Annotated in this window: 21 protein-coding genes and 1 riboswitch; of the genes, 18 read left to right on the top strand and 3 right to left on the bottom strand. The window is 58.1% G+C overall.

Going from position 1 to position 17,657, the window contains the following annotated elements; all coding sequences use genetic code 11:
* Nucleotides 1-54: 54 nt before the first annotated feature.
* Nucleotides 55-142: riboswitch (cyclic di-GMP riboswitch) on the top strand.
* A 137-nt stretch (nucleotides 143-279) separates the two neighbouring features.
* From lafK to lfiJ, 7 genes are read left to right on the top strand one after another with little or no spacing between them, the layout of a single operon-like run.
* A complete protein-coding gene (lafK, locus tag AB5Y95_RS07115; protein WP_123247307.1) occupies nucleotides 280-1,656 on the top strand; it encodes a lateral flagellar response regulator transcription factor LafK in 1,377 nt (458 codons plus the stop codon).
* Nucleotides 1,657-1,668: 12 nt separating this feature from the next.
* Nucleotides 1,669-1,995, top strand: a complete 327-nt coding sequence (gene lfiE / locus AB5Y95_RS07110) for a lateral flagellar hook-basal body complex protein LfiE (protein ID WP_017409393.1) — start codon at nucleotides 1,669-1,671, stop codon at nucleotides 1,993-1,995.
* A gap of 17 nt (nucleotides 1,996-2,012) precedes the next feature.
* On the top strand, nucleotides 2,013-3,755 hold the full coding sequence (fliFL, locus tag AB5Y95_RS07105) for a lateral flagellar M-ring protein FliFL (RefSeq protein ID WP_368160288.1): 1,743 nt from the start codon (nucleotides 2,013-2,015) through the stop codon (nucleotides 3,753-3,755).
* Nucleotides 3,742-4,770, top strand: coding sequence for a lateral flagellar motor switch protein FliGL (gene fliGL, locus AB5Y95_RS07100; RefSeq protein ID WP_139430595.1), 1,029 nt, complete (start codon nucleotides 3,742-3,744; stop codon nucleotides 4,768-4,770). The genes fliFL and fliGL overlap by 14 nt, the downstream gene beginning before the upstream one ends.
* A 12-nt stretch (nucleotides 4,771-4,782) precedes the next feature.
* Nucleotides 4,783-5,475 carry a lateral flagellar assembly protein FliH gene (gene lfiH, locus AB5Y95_RS07095; protein WP_017788256.1) on the top strand — a complete coding sequence of 231 codons (693 nt, stop codon included), beginning with the start codon at nucleotides 4,783-4,785 and terminating at the stop codon, nucleotides 5,473-5,475.
* The gene (lfiI, locus tag AB5Y95_RS07090) at nucleotides 5,468-6,799 is read left to right on the top strand and encodes a lateral flagellar FliI-like assembly ATPase LfiI (RefSeq protein ID WP_368160251.1); all 1,332 of its coding nucleotides are present in this window, start codon (nucleotides 5,468-5,470) and stop codon (nucleotides 6,797-6,799) included. The genes lfiH and lfiI overlap by 8 nt, the downstream gene beginning before the upstream one ends.
* A gap of 9 nt (nucleotides 6,800-6,808) precedes the next feature.
* The gene (gene lfiJ, locus AB5Y95_RS07085; protein WP_029304689.1) at nucleotides 6,809-7,225 is read left to right on the top strand and encodes a lateral flagellar protein LfiJ; all 417 of its coding nucleotides are present in this window, start codon (nucleotides 6,809-6,811) and stop codon (nucleotides 7,223-7,225) included.
* Between the two features lie 3 nt (nucleotides 7,226-7,228).
* Here lfiJ and lfgN read toward each other — a convergent pair whose 3' ends face one another.
* The 3 genes from lfgN to lfgA all read right to left on the bottom strand — a co-directional run bounded on the left by lfgN (nucleotide 7,229) and on the right by lfgA (nucleotide 8,821).
* Complete coding sequence (lfgN, locus tag AB5Y95_RS07080; protein WP_244364937.1) at nucleotides 7,229-7,672, bottom strand: lateral flagellar protein LfgN; 444 nt, start codon at nucleotides 7,670-7,672, stop codon at nucleotides 7,229-7,231.
* Nucleotides 7,669-7,944, bottom strand: a complete 276-nt coding sequence (gene flgM, locus AB5Y95_RS07075) for a flagellar biosynthesis anti-sigma factor FlgM (RefSeq protein WP_017788254.1) — start codon at nucleotides 7,942-7,944, stop codon at nucleotides 7,669-7,671. The genes lfgN and flgM overlap by 4 nt, the downstream gene beginning before the upstream one ends.
* Nucleotides 7,945-8,020: 76 nt before the next feature.
* The gene (lfgA, locus tag AB5Y95_RS07070; RefSeq protein WP_244364938.1) at nucleotides 8,021-8,821 is read right to left on the bottom strand and encodes a lateral flagellar basal body P-ring formation protein LfgA; all 801 of its coding nucleotides are present in this window, start codon (nucleotides 8,819-8,821) and stop codon (nucleotides 8,021-8,023) included.
* 51 nt (nucleotides 8,822-8,872) lie between these two features.
* On the opposite strand from lfgA, the gene lfgB reads away from it, so the two are divergent.
* The 11 genes from lfgB to lfgL all read left to right on the top strand — a co-directional run bounded on the left by lfgB (nucleotide 8,873) and on the right by lfgL (nucleotide 17,637).
* Nucleotides 8,873-9,262, top strand: a complete 390-nt coding sequence (gene lfgB, locus AB5Y95_RS07065; RefSeq protein ID WP_244364939.1) for a lateral flagellar basal body rod protein LfgB — start codon at nucleotides 8,873-8,875, stop codon at nucleotides 9,260-9,262.
* A gap of 2 nt (nucleotides 9,263-9,264) precedes the next feature.
* Nucleotides 9,265-9,690, top strand: a complete 426-nt coding sequence (gene flgCL / locus AB5Y95_RS07060) for a lateral flagellar basal body rod protein FlgCL (RefSeq protein ID WP_099359790.1) — start codon at nucleotides 9,265-9,267, stop codon at nucleotides 9,688-9,690.
* A gap of 3 nt (nucleotides 9,691-9,693) precedes the next feature.
* Nucleotides 9,694-10,389 carry a flagellar hook assembly protein FlgD gene (locus AB5Y95_RS07055; protein WP_244364940.1) on the top strand — a complete coding sequence of 232 codons (696 nt, stop codon included), beginning with the start codon at nucleotides 9,694-9,696 and terminating at the stop codon, nucleotides 10,387-10,389.
* Nucleotides 10,390-10,407: 18 nt separating this feature from the next.
* Nucleotides 10,408-11,601, top strand: a complete 1,194-nt coding sequence (gene flgEL / locus AB5Y95_RS07050; protein WP_005305795.1) for a lateral flagellar hook protein FlgEL — start codon at nucleotides 10,408-10,410, stop codon at nucleotides 11,599-11,601.
* A gap of 10 nt (nucleotides 11,602-11,611) precedes the next feature.
* Entirely contained in the window at nucleotides 11,612-12,346 is a 735-nt protein-coding gene (gene lfgF, locus AB5Y95_RS07045) for a lateral flagellar basal-body rod protein LfgF (protein WP_005305793.1), read from the top strand.
* Nucleotides 12,347-12,429: 83 nt separating this feature from the next.
* Nucleotides 12,430-13,215, top strand: coding sequence for a lateral flagellar basal-body rod protein LfgG (gene lfgG, locus AB5Y95_RS07040; protein WP_005305789.1), 786 nt, complete (start codon nucleotides 12,430-12,432; stop codon nucleotides 13,213-13,215).
* Nucleotides 13,215-13,886 (top strand): flagellar basal body L-ring protein FlgH, encoded by a 672-nt coding sequence (gene flgH / locus AB5Y95_RS07035; RefSeq protein WP_005305787.1) that lies wholly within the window; start codon nucleotides 13,215-13,217, stop codon nucleotides 13,884-13,886. Before lfgG ends, flgH begins: the two co-directional genes overlap by 1 nt.
* 8 nt (nucleotides 13,887-13,894) lie before the next feature.
* On the top strand, nucleotides 13,895-15,001 hold the full coding sequence (gene fgIL, locus AB5Y95_RS07030) for a lateral flagellar basal body P-ring FlgIL (protein ID WP_244364983.1): 1,107 nt from the start codon (nucleotides 13,895-13,897) through the stop codon (nucleotides 14,999-15,001).
* 8 nt (nucleotides 15,002-15,009) lie between these two features.
* Nucleotides 15,010-15,408, top strand: coding sequence for a rod-binding protein (locus AB5Y95_RS07025; RefSeq protein ID WP_244364942.1), 399 nt, complete (start codon nucleotides 15,010-15,012; stop codon nucleotides 15,406-15,408).
* Complete coding sequence (gene lfgK, locus AB5Y95_RS07020) at nucleotides 15,408-16,727, top strand: lateral flagellar hook-associated protein LfgK (protein ID WP_244364943.1); 1,320 nt, start codon at nucleotides 15,408-15,410, stop codon at nucleotides 16,725-16,727. Before AB5Y95_RS07025 ends, lfgK begins: the two co-directional genes overlap by 1 nt.
* Nucleotides 16,728-16,737: 10 nt before the next feature.
* Nucleotides 16,738-17,637, top strand: a complete 900-nt coding sequence (gene lfgL, locus AB5Y95_RS07015) for a lateral flagellar hook-associated protein LfgL (protein WP_039213947.1) — start codon at nucleotides 16,738-16,740, stop codon at nucleotides 17,635-17,637.
* Nucleotides 17,638-17,657: the final 20 nt, after the last annotated feature.

Below are 17,657 nucleotides of genomic sequence, written 5' to 3'. Positions count from 1 at the left end.
GCTATGCAGCTCTTCGTCAATAAGTTGAGCTGTCTTGTCCCAATACGGGCAGTCGCATGATAAAGGCAAACTGAACTGAAAAGTCAGGACGCAAAGCCTCCGGTCTAATAGCAGGAATGCTAATGATAGCGGGGTTACCAAGGCCATTGTTACCGCCTTGATACCATCAATAACCCACTTGAAGACGCTTTTTCGGCGCTTTTTGGGCGTGGTGCGCTTTTATTTTTGACACATCAGTTCTGTTGATTGGTTTGTCCACAATCACGGGTTCGGGTTCTTATGCTTTCGGATTTATCTAACAAGAAAAACTCAAGGCCAATCGGTATTGAGAGTGTCCCTCATTTGTTATTGATTGGCACTTCGTTATCAAATGGAAACGATATTGCGGAAATATTGTTAGCGCAAGGCTATAACATCTCCTGCGTTGACTCGATTAAAAAGTCAAAAGTAATTCTCGCGGATAATTCAGTTGACCTGATCCTGCTTGATATGGATGTCATGACAGAGGCAGGCCCGCAATTGGTGCATGACTTCAGTGGTATCGATTGCATGGTTCTGGTCAATGAACATCAGGCCTATCTTGCTGCAGAAGCCATGCGGGCGGGGGCTATCGACTACATCATCAAGCCTTTCGGTGGTCGGCAGATGGTGGATGCGGTAAAGGGGGCGCTGCGTCTGCGCCAGTCCATTCCGAATCTCATCGCGGTCTCTGCCATGAGCCTGCAAGTGCTGCAACTGGCGCGTCGTGCAGCCAAGACATCCGCCACCATCCTCATCGGTGGGGAGTCCGGTACTGGCAAGGAACGACTGGCCCGCTACATCCACGACATGTCCAGCCGGGCTGGCCGACCATTCGTTGCCATCAACTGTGCCGCCATTCCTGAATCCATGCTCGAGTCCATCCTGTTTGGCCACAACAAGGGGGCGTTCACCGGCGCAACGGGAGCCCAGGCCGGCAAATTCGAGCAGGCTCAGGGGGGGACTCTGCTGCTCGATGAGATCTCTGAATTGCCGTTACCGCTGCAGGCCAAACTGCTGCGGGTCTTGCAGGAACGGGAGGTCGAACGGCTTGGCAGTCACCAGACCATCGCTTTGGATGTACGGATCATTGCCGCCAGCAACAAGGATCTGCGTACTCTCGTTGTCGCTGGTCAGTTCCGGGAAGATCTGTTCTACCGTCTGGATGTGCTGCCCATGAACTGGCCCGCGCTGCGGGAGCGTCCCGACGACATTCTGCCGTTGGCGGAGTACTTCATTGAACTGCATGCCTCTCAGCAGGGCTATCGCCTCAGTGAAAATGCCCGCAAGCAACTGCTGACATACAGTTGGCCCGGCAATGTCCGGGAGTTGGACAATGTCATACAACGTTCATTAATCATGGCTCGCGGATTGCATATTCAGGCCGTCGATTTGATGCTGCCCAGTTACACCATTGAATCCGACGATGTGTTGCCGGAAGTGCTTTCCGCCCCGGAAGGGCTGAGTGAGACCCGCCGCTACGCAGAATTTCAATTTGTACTAGAGACCTTGCGCCGCTTTCGCGGCCATCGGACCCGCACAGCTGAAGCCCTTGGGATGACGACCCGGGCACTGAGATACAAGCTGGCGGCCATGCGTGAGCAGGGCATAGACATTGAGCAGCAGCTTCAAAACTAAGGGATAAACCGAGTGAAGATTGAAATGATGTCATCACAGGTGACGCTCTTGCAGCAGATGCAGGAGATGCAGCGAGTCGCCAGCCAAACCCCTGTTATCGAATCGAATGATGTCTCGAACGTATCATTCGGTGATGCCATGCGCGACGTCGTTGGCCGGGTCAATGAGCAGCAAAATATCGCCTCACGGCTGATGACTGCCGTGGATGCGGGTCAAAGCGACGATCTGGTTGGTGCCATGGTCGCCAGCCAGAAAGCGGGACTCAGTTTTTCTGCCCTCATGCAGGTAAGGAACAAGCTGATGACCGGTTTCGACGACATTATGCGTATGCCACTCTGAGGTAAGTGATGACTGAACTGGTAACGTCCCCGCAAGGGGCTTCGGATTCCTTCAGAACACGCGTCCAGGAGGGCTTGCGCAACTGGCGCAGTCTGTCCCGCGACAACAAATCCATCCTGACCATAGCGTTGCTTGCCGCCATCGTGGCGGGAACCATCGTGGTGATCCTGTGGACTTCCAGCAAGAACTACGTGCCCTTGTACGGCAAGCAGGAGTTGTATGACACCGCCAACATCATGGAGATGTTGGAAAAAGAGCAGGTCCCATTCAGGCTGGAGAAGAGCTCCGGCCAGATCCTGGTGCCGGAAAATCAGCTGGCCCATGTGCGCATGGCGCTGGCGGCCAGAGGGGTGAGGGCCGCCATGCCCGCCGGTCTGGAAGGGCTGGACAATGTGACGGGCCTGGGGACCAGCGAGTTCATGGAGGGAGCCCGTTACCGGCATGCGCTGGAAGGGGAACTGGCGAGAACCATCATTTCACTGGATGCGGTGCGCAGTGCCCGGGTGCATCTGGCGATCCCCAAGCGGACGCTGTTCGTCGGACGAGATGAAGAGAAGCCCAGTGCGTCCGTCATGCTGGACCTGCAGCCTGGCCAGGCCATGGAGCCGGGGCAGGTTGAAGCGATCGCCAACCTGGTTGCTGGCAGCATATCCGGCATGAAGCCGGGGGCGGTAACCATAGTGGATCAGGCTGGTCAGTTGCTCAGCGCAGAGTTGGGGGACAAGGCTGGGTTTGGCAAGCAGAGCGTGCAGCAGATGGAGTATGTGCGAAAGCTTGAACAGTACATCCGCCAGCGTGCCAGCGACATGCTCTATCCCATGCTGGGCACGGGTAACTTCAGGGTACAGATTGCCGCCGACGTGAACTTCAATGCGGTAGAGGAGACCCAGCAACAGCTGGATCCACAGGGCGTGGTCACCAAGGAGTCCAGCAAGTCGGATAAAACCATCGATGCACTGGCATTGGGGATCCCCGGTGCCTTGTCCAATCGCCCGCCCGAAACGACCCCCAAGAGCGAGCAGCCGGCTCAGAATCAGGGTGCTGCCAGTGCAGAAGCCCAGAAGAACGATTCTCGCACCGAGCGCCAAGAGGTCAACAAGCAGTACGAAAACAGCCGCACCATAGTGCATACCCGTTACCAGCAGGGTCGTTTGGAGAAGATGAACGTCTCCATTTTGCTGAACCAGCAGAGTGCCCCCAAGGGCGGCTGGAATGAGCAGCAGTTGGAGCAGATCCGGCAGATGGTGGAACGTTCGGTGGGGTTTGACGATACCCGTGGCGATCAGATCAGCCTGCAGGTATTCGATTTTACCGGTGCCGTGCCGATCGCCCCGCCCGAGTCGAGCTGGTGGGAAACCCCGTACTGGCAGGACTCTCTGCGTTATCTGGTGGGCGGCCTGCTTGGCCTTACACTGGTGTTCTTCGGCATCAGACCGCTGGTCAAACATCTGGTGCGTACCCAGCAGTTGCCTGAGGAAACCGCGACCGAGGAACAGGATGAGCAGCTGGAACCGACAGTGGGTCTTTCCATGCGCCGGGATGATGATGCCGCTCTGACTGCCCCCGCGATGGGCAATGGTTTGATCCGCTCTGACAACCAGATGGAACCGCAGTTCTCCTCGCTGGATCTGGAGGCTTTGCCAGAGCCTGGCTCCGAACTAGAAGTACAGCTCAAACACCTGCAACTGCTGGTGGAAAAAGACACGGCGCGAGTCGCGGAAGTGGTCAAATCATGGGTGAGTGGCAATGAACAACGTTAACCTGAACCAAAACGCCGTCGATATCGACATCGACAACCTGGAGAAGGCCGCGATTCTGCTGCTGAGCATGGGGACCGAGGCCGCCGCCAAGGTGATGCAAAAGTTGTCCCGTGATGAGGTGCAACGACTTATCTCCAAGATGGCTGGCCTGTCGGGGGTCAGTTCGATGGAGGCCAAGTGGACGCTGCAACAGTTCTTCAACCAGTACCGTGAGCAGAGTGGCATCGGTAGCGCCTCACGCGAGTATCTGGAACAGACGCTGGATCTGGCGCTGGGTCAGCGCCTCTCCCGCAGTCTGCTAGACAGCCTTTATGGCGACGTGATGAGCCAGGACATCCAGCGTTTGCAGTGGGTGCCCGCCGAGGTGCTTGCCCGTTTCTTCCGCAATGAACATCCGCAGATGCAGGCCGTGTTGCTGGCCTTCCTGCCCCCGCAGACGGCATCCGCCGTGCTGGATGCTCTGCCGGGTTCGGTGCACGACGATCTGCTGGTTCGTGTCGCCAGTCTCAACAGTGTCAGCGAACACGTGCTGGGAGAACTGCGTCTGACCCTGGACCGTTGTCTGGCTTATGTTGCCGATCAGTCAGGAGCCAAGGTCAACGGGGTGCGCCAGGTGGCGGATATTCTGAACCGCTATCAGGGTGACAAGGAGCAAATGCTCTCTCTGCTGCGCGAACACGATGGCGACATGGCGCTGGAAATCGAGAAAAACATGTTCGATTTCATGTCGTTGCGCCGTCAGACCGACGAAACACTGCAGCGTCTTGTGCAGGAGCTGCCAAGCGATCTGCTGGCGCTGGCACTGAAAAATACCGAGGCCAGCTTCCGCAAGGTGGTGCTGGGCGCCATGCCGAAGCGGATGGCGCAGGCGCTGGAAGCCCAAATCCAGGGACAGGGCAGCGTCTCCTTGCGCAAGGTCGAACAGGCCCGCGAAGAGGTGATGCAGCTGGTTCGCGAATTGGTGGAGCAGGGCGAAGTCGAATTCCAGCTATTCGAAGAACCCACCGTCAATTAACAGGAGGCGTCCATGAACCACAGTGTGCGCAAGTTGGCGGCGGGAGCCACCCGTCTCTACCGTTTCCCGTCGTTGGGACAGAGTGGAGAAGAGGCACAGAGCCAGCAGGAACAATTCGAATTCGGTTATCAGCAGGGGCTGGAACAAGGTCACGACGAAGGCTATCAGTCTGGGTACCAGCAGGGCCTGACCAGCGGTCTGGTGGAGGGGGAAGCGAAGGGGCTGCAACAAGGGCAAACTCGCGGGTTTGCCCAGGGGCTGGCGGAAGGGCGAGCCTCTTTCGATCAGGCCATGGTGCCGTTTGCCAAATTGCAGGCGCAGTGGGAGTCCCTGACCCGCAGTCGAATGCAGGAACAGAAGGAACTGGTTGCCCAGCTGGTTGCCCAGGTGGCAAAGCGGGTGATCCAGGCCGAATTTACGCTCAATCCGCAACAGGTACTCAAACAGGTAGAACAGGCATTGGCGAGCCTGCCTGCCACCTCGGAAGAGCTGGTGATCTATCTCAGCGAAGGGGATCGGCAGCGACTGGCAGAGCAGGGGGTGACTCGCTGCGAGGGGTGGCCATTGCAGGTGGACCCGGCACTGGGCATAGGCGATGCACGCCTGGAGACCCGAGCGGCGGTCATAGAGGTCAACACGAGCGAGCGTCTTGCCGCCTGTATGGAGCAGCTCAACAGCACACTGGAACTGCCCCAGGATGCATGAAGCCCTGCAACAGGCGCTCACATCGGCGCTAGACAGCTTTGACGATGTCCCCGGCTTTCGCCGCTATGGTCGGCTGGTGAGGGTAACAGGGTTGACGCTGGAGGTAGTGGGCTGCCAGCTGGTGATGGGTCAGCGTTGCCGGGTCGATACTGCGACAGGCACGCCATTGCTGGCTGAAGTGGTGGGCTTCAACCGTGATGTCTCCTATCTGATGCCGTTGCAACCGATGGGTGGTCTCTATGCCGGTGCCCGGGTGCTGCCCATCGACGGGGAAGAGACGATTCGGGTCGGTGAGCACCTGCTGGGTCGAATCGTAGATGGTCTGCTGCAGCCACTGGATGGCCGGCCGCTGCGTGATGAGGGGGAGCATGTGGCGCTGTTCTCTTCCCCTCCGAACCCCTTGCTGCGTACACCTGTTCGCGAGCCGCTGGATGTCGGTATCCGCGCCATCAATGGCCTGCTGACCGTCGGCAAGGGACAGCGGCTGGGCCTGTTTGCGGGCTCAGGGGTCGGCAAGAGTATGTTGCTCGGCATGATGACCCGTAATACCACCGCCCAGATAGTCGTCGTCGGCCTGATTGGTGAGCGGGGACGGGAGGTACGCGAGTTCATTGAGCACAGCCTGGGGGCGGAGGGGCTGGCTCGCGCCGTGGTGATAGCGGCGCCAGCAGACCAGTCACCGCTGATGCGGCTGCGGGCGGCTCAGCTGTGCCACCGTATCGCCGAGTACTTTCGTGAGCAGGGTCAGGATGTGTTGCTGTTGATGGACTCCCTGACCCGCTATGCCCAGGCCCAGCGTGAAATAGCCCTGGCAATAGGAGAACCGCCCGCGACTCGAGGTTATCCCCCCTCGGTATTCAGCATGCTAACCCAGTTGGTGGAGCGAGCCGGTAATGGTACGCACCCGGATGGCTCTCTGAGCGCCTTCTATACGGTGCTGGCGGAGGGGGATGATCAGCAGGATCCTGTGGTGGACTCGGCCCGCGCCATTCTGGATGGTCACATAGTGTTGACCCGCAGACTGGCGGAGGAAGGTCACTATCCTGCCATCGACATTGGTGCCTCGGTCAGCCGGGTAATGCCGCAAGTGGTGCCTGCCGAGTGGCAGCAACTGGCCGTCACGCTGCGCCAACTGTGGGGCCGTTATCAGCAGGTGCGTGAATTGCTGCCGCTAGGTGGTTATCAGCCGGGCGCCGATCCCCAGATGGATGAAGCCGTGCAGCGTTATCCAGCTATTGCCGCCTTCCTGCAGCAAGGCATCCACGAAGAGACTCCCCTCGCTCAGGTCACCGCCGGGCTCCGACAAGTGCTCGGAAGGCAATAAGGGGCTACCGTGCTGAAGTCTTATCTTGGTTTGCAGCAGGATGCGCTGGAAAACATGGGCAAGGAGCGCCAACGACTGCGGGAAGATGCCATGCGGGAAGAGCAGCGGGCATTGCGGTTGCAGGAGGTCATTGGCTCATTGCACTGTGGTTCGGCAACTTTTCACCCTCTGTTGTGGCAGAACAAGCATCAGATGGATGGTCAGCTGCGGCAACTGCTGGCCCATCAAATGCAGCAGTCTGCTCTGGCCAGACTCGATCTGGAGCGACACGAGGGAGAGGTGCTCAAACAGTTTGGTCGGGTCAAAGGGTTGGAACTGCTGTTGGATAAACGTGAACAGGCACAGCAGCGGCAACTGGAGTCGCGCGATCAGCGCCAGCTGGATGAGCTGGCCAGTCTGCGACATCGCATGATGAAAGGGGAGTAGGGATTAATCCGGAAAGCGTTCCTGCTGCCCATAAGCGGGTTCCTGACCCAGCAGCGTATTGATGGTTTCTATCTGGCCGGCCAGCAAGCGGCCGTTGAGCTCGTTCTGACGCAGACATTGCTGCAACAGCTGTTCCAGCTTCAGCCACTGTTTGGCAACCTTGTGCTGCAGGTTGGCGGGCAGTTTTTCGATGAGTGCCGCCATCCCTTTTTCATCAGGCTTCAATCCCAGCGCCAGCAGATGCTGACAGCGTTGTTGCGCCTGTTGCTGCACCTGCATCATCAGCTGTGTTTGTTGCTGATTATGTTCAGCCAGTGCGTCGACGTCGTGAGCGGCCAGCAGACTGTGCTGACGCAGCAGCAGTTGTTGCAGGGCGACATAGCGGGTGCCGTCTTGCTGAATGCCCAGGATCAGCTCTTTGACCCTCTGCTTGGCGTCCATGCTCATCGACGATGCATGTCCAGAATGGCCTGACCCAGTGCATCCATGTCGAGTTCGAGCTTGCCCTCGCTGATGGCCTGTCGGATCCGGTTGACCTTGTCCATGTCCACGTCGGAAGTCGTAGCCAGCTCGCCCCTCGCCTGATTCACGAACTGGGCCGTGGTGCTGATCTGGGCATCAGCCTGGCTGGCGCGTGGCTGCGACGGCGTGGATGGCGCTTCCTGCTTGCGTTGCAGCTGGGCCTGAACATAGAGCGGGTCGGTGCGTGTGATCTTCATAACGTCAATTCCTGATGGTCTATCTATGACAAGCGACCCAAGGTCGATGTAACTTAAATCAAACACGTGCTTTGAATTAAAAACGGGTTTCAACTTCCCCCTTGTCGATCACCCAGGCCTGGATTTCCTTGCCCGAACTCAGATTTTTCACTCGAATTCCGTCGCCGATGGCCCCGTTGGCCAGTGCCCGTCCTCGCGTCGTGGCGGAAAATCCATCCTGGCCAGCCCGGATCAACACACCTTCACCTTCTCGTATGGCCCAGGCTTTCTGCAAATCCAATTCGCCGATCAGCTGACCCATTCGCAGGTTGCGGTTGCTCTTGCTGCCCACCAGAGACTCTGAGGTGGGCACAAAGCCACGTTGCAACCGGCTGACCTCAAGCGATTTTTCGATCAGATCGCCAGGTCGGATGACATGGCCTCTAGGCATCTCCTGAGCCGTCACCCAGACCGGCAGCATCAGTGTCACCTCAACCCTGGCCCTGATCTGCCAGGCCGGGTCGACGCACTCTGCCAGATAGGGTCGCCGTCCCCAGGGCTGACGATACTGACCGCCGGCCTGCAGGCGGATAGGCTGCGAACAGTCGGGCAGATGGGTGACTGCCGGGGAGATCCAGACCTGATATTCCGCTTCGGGCGTAGGCCAGCCCTGCTGCTGCAGATAGGCATGCAGGGCCTGGCTGGCATCTTCCTGCAACAGCGCTTCGAGCTGCCGGGTCAGGGCGGTCGACTCGGCCAGCAGTGGCCATGACAGCAGGCACAGGGTCAGCAGGTTGCTTCGCTTCCATACGGGAAACCGTGCTTCCCCTTTTATCCGTGTTATCAGCCACTGTTGACGCTGTAACCAGCGGAAATAAAGGTTCTTCATGGTTGGCATGAGTCTTGATAAAGAGTGCACCGGTCTGACTGATTCATAGAAGGATGAAGCATGAGTATCTCATTTGACAGCGCTTTGGGTGTACACCCTTATGCCCTCGATGTGCGGGCGGATCGGGCGCGTATCCTGGCAGGCAACCTGGCCAATGTAGATACCCCAGGTTATCTGGCCCGGGATGTCGATTATAAGACGATTCTGGGGCGTGTCGCGCAGCAAGTTGCAGTGGGAGACGAGAGTGCCGCCATTGCGCAGGGAAGCATGGCCAATGACATGCAGCATCCTCTCTATCGCATTCCCTATCAGGTATCGATGGATGGCAATACCGCCGAACTCAGCGTCGAGCAGAGCAAGTTTGCCAACAATGCCACTGATTTCCAGACCAGTCTCACCTTTCTGAATATGAAAATTACCGGGATCGCCAAGGCGATCGAGGGCCGCTGATCATGTCGTTCAATCGCATCTATGACATTGCCGGTAGTGCAATGCGAGCACAAACCGTTCGTCTGGACACAGTTGCCTCCAACCTGGCGAACGTGGACAGTGCCGCGGGCAGTGAGGAGGCTGCCTTCCGTGCCATCAAGCCTGTGTTCTCCACCCTCTATCAGCGGGTGCAGGATGCCGAGTCGCTGGGGTCGGCCCAGGTGCAGATTGCCGGCATAGTGCAATCGGATCGTCAGGTCGAGAAGCGTCTTGAGCCCACCAACCCCCTGGCCGACAAGGATGGCTTTGTCTACTACTCCAACGTCAATGCAGTGGAGGAGATGGCCGACATGATGAGTGCCTCCCGTGGTTTTGAAACCTCCGTCGAGGTGATCAACCGTATCAACAGCATGCAGCAGGGTCTGTTGCGTCTGGGTCAGGGAGTGTAAGCCATGAGTCTGCCTCAGGTAAGCAGTCTGGATACGGCCCGCAGCACCAGCCAGCGCAACACGACACCGGAAATAGCCCCCAATAACACGGCTGCCGGCCAGAATGCCCAGAGCGGTATGCAGTTGCGTAACGAATTCCTGCAGATGATGGTTGCCCAGATCCAGAACCAGGATCCCACCAACCCCCTGGATGGTGCCCAGTATGTTACCCAGCTGGCACAGTTCAGCATGGTAGAAGGGGTGGAAAGCCTGAAGGTCTTGCAGCAGAAGTCCATCAACATGATGGATACCCAGCAGGTACTGCAGAGCACTGACCTGATCGACAAGGAAGTGATGGTTCCGAGCAAGACACTGACCAAGAGCGACGAAAAAGCGATCCGGGGGCAGGTGGAACTGGCCGGTGCCGCCGATCAGGTTGAACTCAAGGTGTATGACATGCACGGCACCCTGGTTGCGACCAAAAACTGGGGTGAGAGCAAGGCCGGTGGCCTTGATTATGAACTGCCCCCTTTGCCTGCCGGTGAATACAGCTTCGAGGTCAAAGCCTCGCTCCAAGGTGTGGCGACCACGACCAAGAATTATGTGGCCAGCACCGTAGAGCGGGTCACCCTGCCTGGTACAGGCGAAATTATGTTACAGGTGGCCGGAGTGGGCGATGTGCCTCTCTTCAGTGCCATCCAGTTTGGCAAATCGGCGTAATCAGATAGGAGCGAAACTGTGTCTTTCAGTATCGGATTGAGCGGCCTGCGCGCCGTAAACCAGGAATTGAGTGTCATCAGCAACAACGTGGCCAACGCCAGCACGGCCGGCTTCAAGTCCAGCCGTGCCGAGTTTGCCGCCATTTATGGCGGTGGTCAGGCTGGTGGTGTAGAGATGAACAACGTTTCCCAGAATTTTGACCGCAATGGTGACGTGACCCGTACCGGCCGTGGGCTGGATCTGGCGATCTCGGGCAGCGGCTTCTTTGTGCTCAAGGACAGCAACGGCCAGACCTCTTATACCCGGGCAGGCATGTTCCAGCGAGATCCCAACAATTACCTGACCACCGCCAGCGGTACCCGGCTGCAAGGTTACACCACCAATGATGCGGGCGAACTGCAGTCCGGTGTGGTGGGGGACATTCAGGTCAAGGCCGGCAGCCTGCCTGCCAAACCGTCCGACAAGCTGGAGTTCGTTGCCAACCTCAAGGCCGATGCTGGTGTGATCGACCAGACGGCCCATCCGTTCGATCCTGACAAGTCGGCCAGCTTCAGCTATTCCCAGTCCAGCAAGGTGTATGACTCGCTGGGGGTTGAGCACACAGTCACCCAGTATTTCGTCAAGACGGCCGACAACACCTGGCAGGTCAACTATGCCTTCAATGGCACCAAGACAGGCACCCCTGTGACGCTGGAGTTCAACACCAACGGTACCCTGAAGTCTCCGACGACCTCCCCGGTCCTGGACCTGACCCCGCCCGGTGCCGAAAAGATCTCCCTGCAGGTCGATATCGCCCGTGTCAGCCAGTACGCCTCCGATTTCAACGCCACGCGCAACCAGTCAAATGGGTATACCGCCGGCGATCTGACCGGGGTGCGGGTGGATGCCGATGGTGGTGTCTATGCCACCTTTACCAACGGCCAGAGCCTGTTGCAAGGCCAGGTGGTGATGGCGAACTTCACCAACCCCAACGGTCTGCTGCAAACCAACAATACCACCTGGCAGCAGTCGTTCAGCTCTGGCCAGCCGGTATTGGGTGCCCCCGGCACGGGGACCATGGGGTCATTGACCGCAGGGGCTTATGAGGGGTCCAACGTGGATCTGACCGGGGAGCTGGTGAGCCTGATGACTTCCCAGCGCAACTATCAGGCCAACGCCAAGACCATCAGCTCCGCTGACAAGATGACCCAGGTTCTCTTCAACTCCTTCTAAGGCTTGATGCGTGGAAAAGCTTATCTATACCGCCATGTCGGGGGCACAGCATACCCTGATGGCCCAGCAAATCCGGGCAAACAACCTGGCCAACGTCAACACGGCCGGCTTTCGGGCCGATTTCGAGCGTGTATCTGCTTATGCCTTGGCCGGTGATGGCTATCCAAGCCGGGTAATGGCCCGCGAGGAGCTGGCTGGTACAGACTTCAAGGCGGGAGCCCTTATGCAGACGGGCCGCAAGCTGGATGTGGCGATCCGCGGTGAAGGCTTTATCACGGTCCAGACCGCCGATGGCAAAGAGGCCTATACCCGAGCTGGCAATCTGGAGAGCGATGCCGATGGTCTGCTCACGCTCAATGGTCGTCCGGTACTGGGGGAAGGCGGGGAAATGGTACTTCCTGCCTATCGGGATCTGAGTTTTGGCAAGGACGGTTCGCTCAGCATCACACCGCCCGGCGGCGGTGCCCGGCTGGATGTAGGGCGTCTCAAGCTGGTGAACCCGGACCCAGCCGAACTGGTCAAGGGGTCGGATGGTCTCTTCCGGTTACGCCAGGGTGGGGATGCCGAGGCCAGCGAGCAGGTGGTACTGGCGTCCGGCTTTCTGGAAGGGGCGAACGTGAATGCAGTCGACGAGCTGATCAGCAGCATGTCGCTGACCCGCAACTTCGAGCTGCAGGTCAAATTGATGAAAACGGCGGACGATCAGGCCCGGCAAGGTGCCCGGCTGATTTCTGGCCAGGGTTGATGAATGGCGGGCTTGCCGCCCGCCAGGGCCAATTCGCATTGCGGGGGCGTTGACGCCCCCATGAATCAGGTGGAGAGACGAAGATGCACGCGGCACTTTGGGTAAGTAAAACAGGTCTGTCGGCGCAAGATGCCAAGATGGCCAGCATTTCCAACAACTTGGCTAACGTCAACACGGTCGGGTTTAAGCGCGATCGAGTTGCTTTTGAAGATCTGTTCTATCAGGTACAACGCCAGCCCGGGGCCCAGCAGGATCAACAGAACCTGTCTCCCATCGGCATCCAGATGGGCAACGGTGTTCGTGTGGTCGGTACCCAGAAAGTGTTCACTCCCGGTCAGTTCCAGAACACCAACCAGGAACTGGACATGGCAGTTGTGGGGGCCGGTTTCTTCGGGGTGGAACGCCCTGACGGCGAGACCGCCTATACCCGCAATGGTCAGTGGCATCGCAACGCCGAAGGCCTGCTGGTCAATTCCGATGGTTTGCCCATGCTGCCGCAGATCCAGATCCCGGACAATGCGACCAAGGTGTCCATCGGCACCGACGGAACCGTGAGTGCGACCCTGCCGGGCCAACAGGAAAATGTGGAGCTGGGCCGCATAACCTTGACCAACTTTGCCAACCCTGCCGGCTTGGAAGCGCTCGGTGGCAACCTCTATCGAGCGACCGGTGCTTCCGGTGAAGCGATTGAGGGAGTACCCGGTGAAGAGGCGATGGGGGCCATCAAGCAGTTCACCCTGGAGAGCTCCAACGTCAACGTGGTGGAAGAAATGGTCGACATGATCACCACCCAGCGGGCTTATGAGATGAATGCCAAGGTTGTCTCATCGGCTGACCAGATGCTCAAGTTCGTCACTCAAGCGCTGTGATGATGAAGACGATGTTGCGTTATCTGTGGGCAGTCCTGTTATTGGGGGGCTGCGCCACCTATGAACTGAAGGCTCCCGAACCGGGTGATGAGAAATGGGCGCCTTCACGCCCCATGCTATCGGCCTCGGCCAAGGGGGAGGATGGTAGTCTTTATCGCGGTGATTACATGATGACCCTGTTTCAGGATCGCAGAGCTTACCGTATCGGCGACATCCTCACCGTTGTATTGGAAGAGCGTACCCAGTCGAGCAAAAAAGCCAACACCAGCATGAGCAAGAACAGCAGCATGAACGTGCCGGCCCCGAGTATCGGCGGCAAGGTGCGCTCTGACTGGGGGGCTTCTCTTAGCGCAGATCGGGACTTTGATGGCGGGGCGACTTCCAGCCAGCAGAATACCCTGGCGGGCTCGATCACGGTGACGGTGGCCGAGGTAATGCCGAACGGGGTGCTGGGGATCCGCGGCGAGAAGTGGATCCGCCTCAACCAGGGCGATGAGTACATCCGGTTGGGCGGCATGGTGCGGGTTGAGGATATCGATCAGAGCAACCGAATCTCGTCCCAGCGCATCGCCGATGCCCGTATTACCTACGCCGGGCGTGGTGCTCTGGCTGACAGCAACCAGATGGGATGGCTGAGCCGTTTCTTCAGTTCCGCCTTCGCGCCCTTTTGAGGTCTTACATGAACAGATGGTTTATCGCCCTGCTTTGCCTCTGCCTGCCCTGGTGGGCCAATGCCGCGGCACCGGCCAAGCGGGCCTTGCTGGATATTGCCGATGTACAGGGGATGCGGGCCAACCAGCTGGTTGGCTACGGACTGGTGGTGGGCTTGTCCGGCACGGGTGACAAGAGCCAGGTCAAGTTCACTGGCCAGTCGATGGCCAACATGCTCAAGCAGTTTGGGGTTCAGCTGCCGGATGACATCGATCCAAAACTCAAGAACGTTGCTGCCGTCTCGGTTCAAGCAAACCTGCCTGCTTTGGCTGGCAAGGGACAGATGGTGGATGTGACTGTCACCTCTATCGGAGATGCCAAGAGCCTGCGCGGCGGTTCGCTGTTGTTGACGCCACTGCGCGGCATCGATGGTGAGGTGTATGCTGTTGCCCAAGGGAATCTGGTGGTGGCTGGGGTCAAGGCCGAGGGGCAGTCTGGCTCGTCGGTGACCATCAACGTGCCGACCGCAGGGATCATTCCCAACGGCGCCATCATAGAGCGCGAAGTGGCCAGCAACTTTGCGGAAAAGCCTGAAGTGACGCTCAATCTGCACCAGCCCAATTTCAAGACCGCCCGCAATGTGGAGCGGGAGATCAACCGTCAGCTGGGGCCGGTTGCCAGAGCGGTCAGTGCGGGGCGGATCCAGGTGGCGGCACCCAAGGACGAGAGCCAACGGATCTCGTTCATGGCGCTGCTGCAGGACATTCAGGTCGACATGGGCAAGGTGCGGCCTCGAGTCGTTTTCAACAGCCGGACTGGAACCGTGGTTATGGGCCAAGGAGTCAAGGTTCACAAAGCAGCGGTCAGTCATGGTAGTTTGACGGTGACTATTGGCGAGAGCCAGACAGTCAGTCAGCCCAATGCCTTCTCCAATGGGCAGACCACCACGACCCCCAACTCGAAAATCCAGGTGGATCGCGAACGAAACAATATGTTTGTCTGGCCGGATGGCACCTCACTGGAGGTGATCGTCAAGGCAGTCAACTCGCTCGGGGCAACCCCCGATGATGTCATGGCCATCCTACAAGCACTCGATGAGGCTGGAGCCCTCGAGGGAGAGCTGGTGGTCATCTAAGGATCTCTATGACCAGAATAACCACGGAACCTGGGTTTTATCAGGATCTCAACGAACTGCAGCAGATAAAGAGCAACCCGGATCAGCGTGCCGCACTGGATGCGGCCGCCGGCCAATTTGAAGTGAGCTTTCTGCAAACCGTACTCAAGCACATGCGCTCAGCCTCCGATGCGATGCAGGATGAGGATGACAAGCTCATCAAGGACCAGGAGCTCTATCGCGACATGTATGACAGCCAGCTGGCGATGAGTATGGTCAAGCGTGGCGGCATCGGGTTGAAAGAGCAGATGGTCAGCCAATTGGCGCCGACATTAAAGAATGCCGAGTCGGTGGTCGCTTCAGAACAGCAGACCCTGGCTGCCTTCACTCAGCCTCTGAATTCGGCAAAAATGAGGAAAGTTGACTGATGTCACTGCTCAATATCGGTTTTAGCGGACTTAACTCGGCCCAGATCGCGTTAAATATCACCGCCCAGAATATCGCCAACGTCAATACCATCGGCTATAGCCGCCAGGAAGCCATGATGGGCAGCCTGTCCGGTTTTGGCCGGTTGGATAATGGCCAGGGGGTAGAGGTAACCGGTGTTCGTAGGATCACGGATGACTATCTGGTCTCCCAACATTGGCGCAGCCGCTCTGCGACCGGCGCCTCTTACTCTTTCCATCAATACATCAATACCACCGAACAACTGCTGGGCAGCGAGTCGATGAACATCGCCAAGGGGCTGGACAGTTTCTTTGCCTCTCTGAGTGCAGCGCTCGACAGCCCGGAAACGCCGGCTCAGCGCAGCCAGATCGTCAGCTCGGCGGGGGCGCTGGCCAACCGCTTTGGCCAATTGAACGAAAGCATGCTGACCCAGGAGAAGCAGATCGATGATCAGCTCAACAGCACCGTTTCTCAGGTCAACAGTTATCTCAAGCAGGTTGCCGAGCTGAACATCCAGATCAGCGAGCAGGCCTCCAAGGGCGTCAATACCTCGGTACTGGAAGACAGTCGCGAGCAGATCGTACGTGAACTGTCGACCTTCATGGAAGTCCGGGTCAACCGGCAAAGTGACGGTTCGTTCTCACTGAGTCTGCCTCAGGGTCAGCCGCTGGTGCTGGCCGGCAGCAGCAGTACACTCTCACTGGCGGGCGACAAGCTCAGTCTCAGCTTCGGTCCACAATCATTCGATATTCCCAAGCTGCATGGCGGCAGCCTGGCGGGGGTCATGGAATATCGGACGACAGTTCTGCGTCCGCTGCGCGACGAACTCAACCAGATCGCGAAAAAACTGGCGGATGATTTCAATGCCAAGCAGGGTGGCGGTGTCGACTTGCATGGTAATCCGGGCAAGCCGCTCTTCACCTACGATCCCCTCAACCCGTCCGGCACTCTGAAGATTGCAGATGGCTTCACTGGCGATGATCTCGCCTTTGCCAAGGCCGGCGGCGGCAGTGGTGACAACCGCAATCTGCAGGATCTGTTGACCATCAAGGATGATCAATATGATGCCTACAGCGCCTTGCTTGGCCGGATGGCGGTACAAAGTGGCCAGGCCAAGGCCACTATGACGGCGGATGCCAATATGGAGAAACAGCTGGCCACCAAGCTGAGCAGCGTCAGCGGGGTCAACACGGATGAGGAAGGGGTCAAGATCATGGCCTACACCAAGGCGTATCAGGCCAACGCCAAGGTGATCAGCACTTCAGAGCAACTTTTTACCTCCATCCTGAACATGTTCTAACGGAGTGATCATGCGCATCAGTACCAACCAGATTCAACTCAGCATGCTCGACAACCTGCAGCATGGTTTTGGTGAATATGCCCGCCTCGATCGTCAGATCTCCACCAACAAGCGCATTCTGCAACCCTCGGATGACCCGGTAGGGAGTGTGCGTCTGCTCGGTCTGAAGAAAGAGCAGGTGGCCATGGAGCAGTATCAGAAGAACATTGCCAATGCCAAGAGTCAGCTCTCCCAAGGAGAACAGCAGCTGGAAACCATGACCAACATGCTGATGCGGCTGCGCGAGCTGACTCAGACAGCTGCTACGGGCTCATTGTCAGAGGACGATCGCCGGGCGGTCGCCAGTGAGACGGCCGTAATCAAAGATGGGTTGCTCGATCTGGCCAATGCCAGAAATGAGAGTGGCTCCAGCCTCTTTGCGGGCAGCCAAGTTGGCAAGACTGCCATCGTCAAAACCCCGACCGGCGACTATCAGTATCAGGGGGATGCCTTGATCCGCGAGGTCAGCATCGCTAAGGGGGTGACCGTTGGGCTCAATCAGACGGCGGATCAGCTGTTCATCCAGAATGGTGACTTCTTCAAGCAACTCGATGCCGTGGTGGATGCCCTGGAAAATGGTGCGCCGGATGCAGCCGACCAAGCCCGTGACATGCTGGGTCGGAGCAAGACACTGCAGGATGATATCAGCCAGATGGTCAGCACCATTGGTGCCCGCATCAATCTGCTCGATCAGGTGGATGAAGGGCATGCCGAGAAGGGGACCTATAGCAAGGAAGTGAGTAATCAGATAGAGTCCCTCGACTATGCCAGTGCCGTCACCCAGCAGGCCCATGTGCTGATGGCTCTGCAAGTTCAGCAGCAGGCCTTTGCCAAGGTCAATGGGCTGAGCCTGTTCAATTACATGCCATAAGTTCAGCTTCAGGGAGCCAT

Source organism: Aeromonas sp. R5-3, assembly GCF_040908225.1.
GTDB lineage: Bacteria > Pseudomonadota > Gammaproteobacteria > Enterobacterales > Aeromonadaceae > Aeromonas > Aeromonas dhakensis.
Note: the sequence above shows the minus strand (reverse complement) of the source record. Positions and strands in the feature narration are given on the sequence as shown.